The organism is Streptomyces sp. NPDC050549, from assembly GCF_040655035.1.
Classification (GTDB): domain Bacteria; phylum Actinomycetota; class Actinomycetes; order Streptomycetales; family Streptomycetaceae; genus Streptomyces.
On sequence record NZ_JBFAJD010000030.1, the window covers coordinates 28829 to 40345 of the forward strand.

The window sequence follows — 11517 nt, forward strand, 5'->3', positions numbered from 1 at the left end:
CCTAGCCCTCCGTCCCACTACGCGTTCGCCCGCCGCAACCGCTCGGCCGCCTGTACGCGGACCGCGTCGAGGCACACCGGAGGGTCTCCGTGGAGAGCCTCCCAGCGGGCGTTGTGCAGCGCCGGCCACAGACTGGCCGCCCAGGCGATCTCCAACTCCTGCGCGGTGAACCGGCGTCCGCGAAGTTCCTGATAGGCCGTCAGGAACGCGGCGGAACTGTCGATCGGGGCCAGCGTGGGCGGCGACATGGTGGAGAACGTTCCGCACGCCGTGCCCACCAGTGCCGCCTCCGGCTGCCACGCCAGGCTGTCCCAGTCGTGCACGGCCCCCACCTCGCCGCCGCGCCAACGGAGGTTCTGCGCCTCGAAGTCGGCATGCCCCAGCACACACGGCAGGCCGGCCCCCAGCAGGCGGGTGCGGGCTCGCCGGGCGGTCTCGACTACGTACGCCGGTACGGCGCTCTGGTCCCGTTCGTCGAGGACGCCGATCGCCGGCCACAGCCCCGGATCCGTGTGGTCCCAGCGTGCCCAGCGCGGGTTCGGCAGCGGCGGCTCGACGGTCACCTGGGTCAGTTCGGCCATCAGCCGGGCGAAGACCGCCGCGTACCGCACGGCGACCTCCGGCGAGTCGCCGGGCAGCACCTCGCCGCCGGGCCGGAACTCCTCGGCGTGCACACCGAGCGCGCCGACCGCGGACACGGGCGTGATCGGCCGGGGGCACGGAAACCCTCGTTCCGCCAGCTGGGCCTGTGCGGCGACGCACGCGGCGGTCCGGCCGTCGTCCTCCCGTGATTTCACCACGACGTCCCGGCCGTCGGCCAGACGCAGCCCGAACACCGCCGAGATCGACTGCTGTTGGAACAGCACGCGCTGCGGCCCGCTCCCCAAGTGCTTCTCGCACCAGCCGCCCAGCCACTCCGGCAGGTCGGCCAGGTCGTCGAAGTCGTCCAGGTCGTCCGACGTCATGACGACGACTCTGCCATGGCCATGAGTGAACTCACGCGATCACTGCACCAGCGGCTAGAAGACCGACTCCGCCTCGTCCATCCGGTCCTTCGGCACCGTCTTCAGCTCGGTGACCGCCTCCGCCAGCGGCACCATCACCACGTCCGTGCCGCGCAGCGCCGTCATCCGGCCGAACTCTCCCCGGTGCGCCGCCTCCACCGCGTGCCAGCCGAAGCGCGTCGCGAGCACCCGGTCGTACGCGGTCGGTACGCCGCCGCGCTGGATGTGGCCGAGGATGACCGGCTTGGCCTCCTTGCCGAGGCGGCGCTCCAGCTCGTACGCCAGTGCCGTGCCGATGCCCTGGAAGCGCTCGTGGCCGAACGCGTCGATCTCGCCCTTGCCGTAGTCCATGGAGCCCTCGGCGGGGTGGGCGCCCTCGGCGACGCAGACGACGGCGAACCGCTTGCCGCGGGCGAAGCGTTCCTCGACCATCTTGACCAGGTCGGCGGGGTCGAAGGGACGCTCGGGCAGACAGATGCCGTGGGCACCCGCCGCCATCCCGGACTCCAGCGCGATCCAGCCCGCGTGCCGGCCCATGACCTCGACGACCATCACTCGCTGGTGGGATTCCGCGGTCGTCTTGAGGCGGTCCATCGCCTCCGTCGCCACCCCCACCGCCGTGTCGAAGCCGAAGGTCCGGTCCGTCGACGAGATGTCGTTGTCGATCGTCTTGGGGACCCCGACCACCGGCAATCCGGCGTCCGACAGCATGCGCGCCGCCGTCAGGGTGCCCTCGCCACCGATCGGGATCAGGGCGTCGATCCCGAAGTCCCGCGCGATGTCCAGCGCGTTCTCGCAGGCCTCGCGCAGCCGGTCGCGCTCCAGCCGTGAGGAGCCCAGGATCGTGCCGCCGCGGGCGAGGATGCCGCTGACCGCGTCGAGGTCGAGGGTGCGGTAGTGGCCTTCGAGCAGTCCGGCGTAGCCGTCCTCGAAGCCGATGACCTCGTCGCCGTAGTTGTCGACCGCTCGGTGCACGACCGATCGGATCACGGCGTTCAGGCCGGGGCAGTCGCCGCCTGCGGTGAGAACTCCGATGCGCATCGTGCTGTGTCTCCTGCTCGCTGTTGAGACCGGTGAGCCGGACCCGATTGTTTCATGTCCCTCAGGGCGGCGTCGCTCCCGTCGGACCGGCGGGCGCCGTAACCACCCCCAGAGGTATTGTCAAGAGGGTTCTGCTCACCCCTGTAGGCGATTTTTGTGACCGCCGGAACGGGCAGCCAGAGACCGCCAGAATCCGCCGGAAGGGGAGACCACGCGTGACCCGCAGCGTGTACGTGACCGGGATCGACCGCGGCGACGGCCGTCAGGTCGTCGAGCTGGGGGTCATGGAGCTCCTGACCCGACAGGTCGACCGGGTGGGGGTGTTCCGTCCCCTCGTCCACGACGATCCCGATCGGCTGTTCGAACTGCTGCGCACCCGCTATCGGCTCTCGCAGGACCCGTCGACCGTCTACGGCATGGACTACCACGAGGCGTCCGCCCTCCAGGCCGAGCAGGGGACGGATGAGCTCATCTCGACGCTCGTCGAGCGGTTCCATCTCGTCGCCCGTGACTACGACGTCGTCCTCGTCCTCGGCACCGACTTCGCGGACACCCAGTTCCCGGACGAGCTGGCCCTCAACGCCCGTCTCGCCAACGAGTTCGGCGCGTCCGTGATCCCCGTGGTCGGCGGGCGCAAGCAGACCGCCGAGTCCGTGCTCGCGGAGACGCGCAACGCGTACCGGGCCTACGACGGCCTCGGCTGCGACGTCCTCGCCATGGTCACCAACCGGGTCGCCCGCGAGGACCGGGAGGAGATCGCCCAGCGCCTTTCCGCCCGGCTGCCGGTGCCCTGTTACGTCGTACCGGACGAGCCCGCGCTCTCCGCGCCGACCGTCGCGCAGATCACCCACGCGCTCGGCGGCCGGGTCCTCCTCGGGGACGACTCGGGGCTCGCGCGGGACGCGCTGGACTTCGTGTTCGGCGGGGCGATGCTGCCCACCTTCCTGAACGCGCTGACGCCCGGCTGTCTCGTCGTCACCCCGGGCGACCGCGCCGACCTCGTCGTCGGAGCACTGGCCGCGCACAGTGCCGGCACCCCGCCGATAGCCGGCGTACTGCTCACCCTGAACGAGGTGCCGAGCGACGGGATCCTCACCCTCGCCGCCCGCCTCGCCCCGGGCACCCCGGTGGTGTCGGTGCCCGGGAACTCCTTTCCCACCGCCGGTGAACTCTTCACCCTGGAAGGGAAGTTGAACGCGGCCACCCCGCGCAAGGCGGAGACCGCGCTCGGCCTCTTCGAGCGGTACGTCGACACCGGCGACCTGCTCAGGCGGGTCTCCGCGCCGAGCAGCGACCGCCTCACCCCGATGATGTTCGAGCACACGCTCCTGGAGCGGGCCCGCTCCGACAAGCGGCGGATCGTCCTCCCCGAGGGCACGGAACCCCGCGTCCTGCACGCCGCCGAGGTGCTGCTGCGCCGGGGTGTCTGCGAGCTGACCCTGCTCGGTCCCGAGGACCAGATCCGCAAGCGGGCCGCCGACCTCGGCATCGACCTCAGCGCCGCCCAGCTGATCGACCCGCAGACCTCCGAACTCCGCGACCGCTTCGCCGAGAAGTACGCCCAACTCCGCGCCCACAAGGGCGTGACCGTCGAGCTGGCCTACGACGTCGTCGCCGACGTGAACTACTTCGGCACCCTGATGGTGCAGGCGGGCCTCGCCGACGGCATGGTCTCGGGCGCCGTGCACTCCACGGCCGCCACCATCCGGCCCGCCTTCGAGATCATCAAGACCAAGCCGGACGCCGGCATCGTCTCGTCCGTCTTCTTCATGTGCCTCGCCGACAAGGTGCTGGTGTACGGCGACTGCGCGGTCAACCCGGACCCGAACGCCGAGCAGTTGGCCGACATCGCCGTCCAATCGGCCGCCACCGCCGAGCAGTTCGGGGTCGCGGCGCGGATCGCGATGCTGTCGTACTCGACCGGTACGTCCGGCTCGGGCGCCGACGTCGACAAGGTGCGCGAGGCCACCGAGCTGGTCCGGCTGCGGCGGGCCGATCTGCGGATCGAGGGGCCCATCCAGTACGACGCCGCCGTCGAGCCGAGTGTCGCCGCCACCAAGATGCCGGAGTCCGAAGTCGCGGGCCGGGCAAGCGTGTTGATCTTCCCCGACCTCAACACCGGCAACAACACCTACAAGGCCGTGCAGCGTTCGGCCGGCGCGATCGCCGTCGGGCCGGTGCTCCAGGGGCTGCGCAAGCCGGTCAACGACCTGTCCCGGGGCGCCCTCGTTTCGGACATCGTGAACACCGTCGCCATCACGGCGATCCAGTCGCAGAACCCCAAGAACCAGTCTCAGAGCCCTGAGACCCAGGCCCAGCACCCGACCGAGAAGGCGTCCCAGCAGTGACCGCGACCCGTGTCCTCGTCCTCAACTCCGGCTCCTCCTCGGTGAAATACCAACTGCTCGACATGCGCGGCGGCGAGCGGCTGGCCCTGGGGCTCGTCGAGCGCATCGGCGAGGAGACCTCCCGGCTCAAGCACACCTGCGTCACGACCGGCGCCGTACGGGAGTCGATCGCGCCGATCGCCGATCACGAGGCCGCCCTGAAGGCCGTGGCCGAAGAACTGACCAAGGACGGACTCGGTCTGGATTCACCGGAGTTGGCGGCCATCGGGCATCGGGTCGTGCACGGCGGGATCACCTTCACCGCGCCCACGATCATCGACGACACCGTGCTCGCGGAGATCGAGCGGCTGATACCGGTGGCTCCGCTGCACAATCCGGCGAACCTGGTCGGGATCCGGACCGCGATGACGCTGCGGCCCGATCTGCCGCAGGTGGCCGTGTTCGACACCGCGTTCCACACGACGATGCCGGAGTCGGCCGCGCGCTACGCGATCGACGTGGCGACCGCCGACGCGTACCGGATCCGGCGGTACGGGTTCCACGGGACCTCGCACGCGTATGTGTCGCGGGCGACGGCGAAGCTGCTGGGGAAGGCGCCCGAGGACGTCAACGTGATCGTGCTGCATCTCGGGAACGGGGCGTCCGCGTCGGCGGTCGAAAAGGGCCGATGCGTGGAGACCTCCATGGGGCTGACCCCGCTGGAGGGGCTGGTGATGGGGACCCGGTCGGGAGACCTGGATCCGGCCGTCATCTTCCATTTGATGCGTGTTGGCGGAATGTCCACCGATGAGATCGACACTCTTCTCAACAAGAAGAGCGGTCTGATCGGGTTGTGCGGGGACAACGACATGCGGGAGATCCGGCGCCGGATCGACGAGGGTGACGAGCGGGCGGAACTGGCCTTCGACATCTACATTCACCGTTTGAAGAAGTACATCGGTGCCTACTACGCGGTACTCGGCCGGGTGGACGCGGTCGCCTTCACGGCGGGAGTCGGGGAGAACGACAGCGAGGTACGGGAAGCCACCGTCGCGGGCCTGGAGCTGCTGGGGCTAGAGGTCGACGGCGCGCTGAACGCCGTGCGGAGTGACGAGCCGCGGCTGATCTCGCCCGCGTCCGGGCGGGTGGCGGTCGCGGTGGTGCCGACGGACGAGGAATTGGAGATCGCCACACAGACCTATGCACTGGTGGGAAATTCCAACGCCTGAGCGCATGCCCGCCCATTTGTATCTTCCGCCAGACGGAATATTCCGTAGCGAAACAAACCGATAGGATCGCCCCATGCGCCGTTCGAAAATCGTCTGTACTCTCGGCCCCGCGGTCGACTCCCACGAGCAGTTGGTGTCGCTGATCGAGGCCGGCATGAATGTGGCCCGCTTCAATTTCAGCCACGGTACCCACGCCGAGCACCAGGGCCGGTACGACCGCGTCCGTGCCGCGGCCAAGGAGACCGGCCGTGCCGTCGGCGTCCTCGCCGACCTGCAGGGCCCGAAGATCCGCCTGGAGACCTTCACCGAGGGTCCCGTCGAGCTGGTACGCGGTGACGAGTTCACCATCACCACCGAGGACGTCCCGGGCGACAAGACCATCTGCGGTACGACGTACAAGGGCCTGCCCGGTGACGTCTCCCGCGGCGACCAGGTCCTCATCAACGACGGCAACGTCGAGCTGAAGGTCCTGAGCGTCGAGGGCCCCCGGGTGAAGACGATCGTCATCGAGGGCGGCGTCATCTCCGACCACAAGGGCATCAACCTGCCCGGCGCGGCCGTGAACGTGCCCGCGCTCTCCGAGAAGGACGTCGAGGACCTGCGCTTCGCGCTGCGGATGGGCTGCGACATGGTCGCCCTGTCCTTCGTGCGCGACGCCAGTGACGTGTACGACGTCCACAAGGTGATGGACGAGGAGGGCCGCCGGGTCCCCGTCATCGCCAAGGTGGAGAAGCCGCAGGCGGTCGCCAACATGGAGGCCGTGGTCGCGGCGTTCGACGCGGTGATGGTGGCCCGTGGCGACCTCGCCGTCGAGTACCCGCTGGAGAAGGTCCCGATGGTGCAGAAGCGCCTGGTGGAGCTGTGCCGGCGGAACGCCAAGCCGGTGATCGTGGCGACCCAGATGATGGAGTCGATGATCACCAACTCCCGCCCCACGCGCGCCGAGGCCTCCGATGTGGCCAACGCGATCCTGGACGGCGCGGACGCGGTCATGCTGTCCGCCGAGTCCTCGGTGGGCGCCTATCCGATCGAGACCGTGCAGACGATGTCGAAGATCGTCCAGGCGGCCGAGGAGGAGCTGCTCAGCAAGGGCCTACAGCCGCTCGTGCCGGGCAAGAAGCCGCGTACGCAGGGTGGTTCGATCGCGCGTGCCGCGTGCGAGATCGCCGACTTCCTCGGCGGCCGGGCCCTGGTGGCGTTCACGCAGTCCGGTGACACCGCCCGACGGCTGTCCCGCTACCGCGCCTCGCAGCCGATCGTCGCCTTCACCACCGACGAGGGCACCCGCAACCAGCTGACGCTCAGCTGGGGCGTGGAGTCGCATGTGGTGCCGTTCGTCAACAGCACGGACGAGATGGTCGACATGGTCGACGGCGAGATCGCCAAGATCAACCGCTTCAACCCGGGCGAGACCGTCATCATCACCGCCGGCTCACCTCCCGGTGTGGCCGGCACCACGAACATGCTCCGCGTCCACCACCTCGGCGGCGGCAAGGGCAACTGACGTACCGCTGAAGGCTCTTGTACGGCGCTGAGGGCGCCCCCTGGGAAAGGGGGCGCCCTCAGTTCGTGCGCGGCTCCCGAACGGGCTCTGGTGGTCGCTCAGTCGATGTAGTTGTGCAGTCCCGGGACGGTCAGCGTGCCGCCGAACTGACCGGCCTGGACCACCTTCACGTTGGTGAAGTAGATCAGCGGGATGTTCAGCGGGGGCGGGTTGTCCGGGTCGAACGTGATCGGGATCAGACCGAACAGGTTGCCCGAGATGGACTCCGTGTACATCACCGTGTCGCCGTCGCGGATCGTGGACGTCGAGCCCTTGGCCGCCTGCACGTGGTAGGTCTTGCCGGACTGCTTGTCGTCCACCGTCTGGTGCAGGTCGCCGATGTCGGTCCCGCCCGAGATGACGTACTTCAGGACCTTCTTCACCTTGCCGCTGGCGGTCTTCACCTCGACGACGCCCTGGTAGTCGGCGCCCTTGAGCAGCAGCGAGCTGGCGTTCAGGTACCAGGGGTCGTCGGGCACCAGGATCTTGTTGTCGACGCCGCTGGTGTCGTCCGTGGCGACCGGGCAGTCCGAGGTGTCGGCACTCGCGCTCGCGGACGGGCTCGGGGTGGCCGTCGCGGTGGCCGTGTCCTCCGCCGCCTTGGTGGCCGCGTCGGCCGCCTTGGTCGCCGTGTCGGTGGTGTCCTTCACGGTGTCGTCGACCGTGTCGGTGACCTTCTTGGTGGTGTCCTTGACGGTGTCGGACGCGCTGGAGGAGCTGTCGCCGGAACTCGTCGAGGCGGACGCGGACGCGGTCGGCGTCGGCGTGGCGCTAGCCGTGGAGTCCGAACTCGACGAACCGCCGGTGAGGATGCCGGTGATGGCGTCGCCGATGGTGTCCAGCAGGTTGCCGCTGCTCGCGGACGCGGAGGGCGTCGCGGTGGCGGTGCTGCTCGAAGAACCGCTCGTGTCCGCCGACTTGCTCGCCGTGGCGGACGGCGTGGGCGTGGCCGTGTCGTCGGAACCTGAATCCGACGATGAGGTCTTGCCCGTGTCCTTCGTGGCGGAGTCCGTCGCCGTGGCCGAGGGTGTCGCGCTGTCCTTGGAGGAGTCCGAGGACTCGCTCGCGGACGCGGACGGCGTGGCCGAAGCGCTCGACGTCGACTCGGCGAGGGCCGAGACGCAGTCCTTGTACTCGTCGGCCGTCAGGCTCTTCGACGACGGCGAGGTCGTCGAGCCGTTGTCGGCGAGTGCCAGGGACGACGTGAAGCCCATCCCCATGATGACGGCGGTCGGCATCGCCACCGTGGCTATCGCCTTGCCGGCGGGCATGTGGAGCCTGGTGAACAGCGGCTTCTTGGGCGCCGCGTGCCGCGGCCCGGTTCTCACACGGGACGCGTCCACGTCAGTCCCGTGGGTCACCTCGTCAGCCGGCACTGTGCCTCCCGTTCGCCCCGTTGCTCACCGGGCTCGTTCCTGACAGATCCTTGGGCTCGTCCGCGTCGTCGGCGGACTCGTGCGGCGCTGACTCCTGAGGCGCGGCTTCGTAGTACGACGCGGACTCGTGAGGCGCGGCCTCGTACGGCGCGGCTGCGGGCGCGCCGCCCTCTCCCTGCGTGTCCTCGGGCACCGCCTGCGGCTCCGGCGGTGGGCCCGGCGCCCACGACACGGCCATCGCTCCGCCGACCATGGCGAGGAGGAAGCCGATGAGGAAGCCGCCGAGGTTGGACACGGGGATGGACACCAGCGCCAGCAGAATGGCCGCGACACCCGCGAAGGTGCGCACGTGCTTCTGGAACCAGAGGCTGAAGCCCAGGACGACGAGCAGCACACCGATGATCAGCGACCCGGCGCCCGCGGTGGTGGCCATCGCCAGCGTCAGATGCCCGATCTGGAGATGCGCGTACGGGAAGTAGGCGATCGGGAGTCCGCCGAACATGACGAACAGACCGGCCCAGAACGGCCTCGTGCCACGCCAGGCGCGGAACTGCAGCCTCCGGCGGGTGAACTGACCGGGTGCGGCAGGAGTCTCGGCGCTCATCGAAAACAGCTCCCTGGTACGGCGTTGCTGTGGTGGAGAGTTGCACCTCGTGTGAAGGTGCGGTTGGAAGATGGACGGGCGGGGGCGCCACCGGCTCCCCCGCCCGCCGTCACGTGCCTAGTAGCACTCGTGGGTGCCCGTCGACACCGACATCTTCAGCCCGCTGAGCTTGAAGGTTCCGGCAGTGGTGGCCCACGCCGTCTGCTGCACGTGGGTCAGCGTGGCCGACTCGGCCTGCTGCGCGAATCCGTACGGGTTGGCAGCTTCGCTGCCGCCCTTCATGCCCGGACCCTTGGTCGCGCTTCCGGCGGCCACACCGATGTCGATGTTGTGGAACACCGCGTCGGCGTTGAGGTCCTGGACGTCGATGTACAGGTTCTCGGCCTGGACCGGCGTACCGTCGCCGCCCGCCTTCAGCATGAGGCTGACCGATCCGAAGATCGGGATGTTGGGCGTGACCACCGACTGGCACATGTTGGTGATCGAGGCGGACTTGAACGCCGAGACGGCGACGGGGTGAGCCGTCTTGCTGCCGTCCAGGTTGTAGCCCGAGTCCAGGGCTCCGTACTGCGTGAAGCCCGTGCCGTCGAGCTGGTCGGCCGTCACCTTGAACGACTGGCCGGAAACTGCGAACGACGCGGCAAGAGCGCCCTGCGCGAGGGCGACACCTATACACGCCGTAGCGGCGACGCTGGGCACCATGACCACAGCGAAGCGCTTCCATCTCGTCCCGCCACGCACCTGGGACTCCATATTTCCTCCTTCTCGGACGTACATCTCCTGGCCCTGACTGCCCCCAGATGGCGGCTCAGCCGGGCAGGGATGGGAGAAGTGCTACGTCCTCGGGAAGGGGAGCGCCTGTACCCGGAGGCGCGAACCCGCGCACCGATCACCGGCGATCACCCCCGAGCGACAACCACTGGTCGCGCCTGACGCACATCACGCACAACCTTGCTGGACAGGCTCCGCCGTACGGCGAAGACCCCCCTGCCCAAGAGCCGACTCCATTGTTTCCGGCTCTACTCGGTGGGGACCCAGGAGACCCCGTCGACCCGACCGGCTGTCGGGGTACGGAAACGGACCGAGCGTCGCCGATCGTGGTGCATTCTCGCCGCCCGCACAAGGGGCTTCGTTACTGGGTAGTAACGACCGGATAACCGAACAACGACCCGCCGGTATCGACCGGCGACGCTGGGTGTCATCGTGGGCCAGGACAAAACCGTGGATCTTCGGACGGAATCCGACAGAACAACGGCTCCGGCTTACTCCAAGTAACAGCGACCGCGATTACCAAGATTTGGTAAAGCGCGGCCGCAGTGACACTCCGTCGGCAAATCTTTCACACCGGCAACACCGTTCCCGAGGTTTACCGACTGGTCAGAACCGGCCTCGGACGCCGCTCAGAACAGCGCCCGCGCCAGTGCCCGCCGGGCCGCCGTCACCCTCGGGTCGTCGGCTCCGACAACCTCGAACAGCTCCAGCAGCCGCACCCGTACGGTGTCCCGGTCGTCACCCACCGTGCGCCGCACGGTGTCGATCAACCGCCCGAACGCGTCCTCGACATGACCGCCCACCAGATCCAGGTCGGCGGCGGCGATCTGCGCCGGCACGTCACCCGGCTTCGCGGCGGCCTCCGTACGCACCTGCTGCGGGTCGAGCACCGAGACCCGCTGCAGCAGCTCGGCCTGCGCGAGCCCGAGCTTGGCCTCCGAGTTGGCCGGGTCGTCGCTCAGCACGTTCTTGTAGGCCTGCACGGCCCCGCCGAAGTCCCCGGCGTCCAGGGCCTGTACGGCGGCTTCCAGCAGGCCGTCGTAGGGACCGGCCGGCATCTCGGCCGCGGCCTCGGGCCGCTCCCCCGGTACGGCGTCCGGGTCGACGTCCAGCCCGGTGAGACCGAAGCGCTGCTCGGCGACCTGGATCAGCTGGTCGAGGGTCTGGCGGATCTGCGGTTCGGCGGCGGCCCCCTGGAAGAGCGGCAGCGCCTGCCCGGCGACCACCGCGAAGACGGCCGGGATGCCCTGCACCCCGAACTGCTGCATCAGCATCTGATTGGCGTCGACGTCGATCCTGGCGAGGACGAAGCGCCCGTTGTAGTCGAGGGCGAGCCGCTCCAGGATCGGGCTCAGCTGCTTGCACGGCTCGCACCACTCGGCCCAGAAGTCGATGACGACCGGGACCTCGGTGGACCGCTGCAGGACCTCGCTCTCGAAGCCCGCCTCATCTACGTCGATGACAAGATCGGCCGGCGAGACGGCTCCGCCACCGCCCTGCCTGGCGGATTCGGCGCGCGCCTGCTCCGCCTTGGCCTTGGCCTCCTGGGCCGCCTTCACCGCGGCGAGGTCGACGACTCCGCTCATGGACATGTTCCGTGGCTGCATGCGTCTATCCTCCCC

At 69.2% G+C, this 11517-nt stretch carries 9 protein-coding genes; 3 read left to right on the forward strand and 6 right to left on the reverse strand.

All coding sequences use genetic code 11. From position 1 onward, the window contains the following. Nucleotides 1-17 precede the first annotated feature (17 nt). Complete coding sequence (locus tag AB0I51_RS33815) at nt 18-965, reverse strand: phosphotransferase (RefSeq protein WP_362981822.1); 948 nt, start codon at nt 963-965, stop codon at nt 18-20. A gap of 54 nt (nt 966-1019) precedes the next feature. Next, entirely contained in the window at nt 1020-2045 is a 1026-nt protein-coding gene (locus AB0I51_RS33820) for an ATP-dependent 6-phosphofructokinase (protein ID WP_019073126.1), read from the reverse strand. 215 nt (nt 2046-2260) lie between these two features. On the opposite strand from AB0I51_RS33820, the gene pta reads away from it, so the two are divergent. The 3 genes from pta to pyk all read left to right on the forward strand — a co-directional run bounded on the left by pta (nt 2261) and on the right by pyk (nt 7105). Continuing rightward, nucleotides 2261-4393: a phosphate acetyltransferase gene (gene pta, locus AB0I51_RS33825; protein ID WP_362981824.1), complete on the forward strand. Its 2133-nt coding sequence runs from the start codon at nt 2261-2263 to the stop codon at nt 4391-4393. After that, nucleotides 4390-5601 (forward strand): acetate kinase, encoded by a 1212-nt coding sequence (locus AB0I51_RS33830; protein WP_362981826.1) that lies wholly within the window; start codon nt 4390-4392, stop codon nt 5599-5601. The genes pta and AB0I51_RS33830 overlap by 4 nt, the downstream gene beginning before the upstream one ends. A gap of 73 nt (nt 5602-5674) precedes the next feature. Then, nucleotides 5675-7105: a pyruvate kinase gene (gene pyk, locus AB0I51_RS33835; RefSeq protein ID WP_362981828.1), complete on the forward strand. Its 1431-nt coding sequence runs from the start codon at nt 5675-5677 to the stop codon at nt 7103-7105. A gap of 98 nt (nt 7106-7203) precedes the next feature. Here pyk and AB0I51_RS33840 read toward each other — a convergent pair whose 3' ends face one another. The 4 genes from AB0I51_RS33840 to AB0I51_RS33855 form a co-directional block, all read right to left on the reverse strand. Further along, nucleotides 7204-8520: a hypothetical protein gene (locus AB0I51_RS33840; protein ID WP_362981830.1), complete on the reverse strand. Its 1317-nt coding sequence runs from the start codon at nt 8518-8520 to the stop codon at nt 7204-7206. Further along, entirely contained in the window at nt 8510-9124 is a 615-nt protein-coding gene (locus tag AB0I51_RS33845; RefSeq protein ID WP_362981832.1) for a DUF6114 domain-containing protein, read from the reverse strand. Before AB0I51_RS33845 ends, AB0I51_RS33840 begins: the two co-directional genes overlap by 11 nt. 117 nt (nt 9125-9241) lie before the next feature. Continuing rightward, on the reverse strand, nt 9242-9877 hold the full coding sequence (locus AB0I51_RS33850) for a DUF6230 family protein (protein WP_362981834.1): 636 nt from the start codon (nt 9875-9877) through the stop codon (nt 9242-9244). 647 nt (nt 9878-10524) lie between these two features. Further along, complete coding sequence (locus AB0I51_RS33855) at nt 10525-11502, reverse strand: tetratricopeptide repeat protein (protein WP_362981836.1); 978 nt, start codon at nt 11500-11502, stop codon at nt 10525-10527. Between the last annotated feature and the right edge of the window lie 15 nt (nt 11503-11517).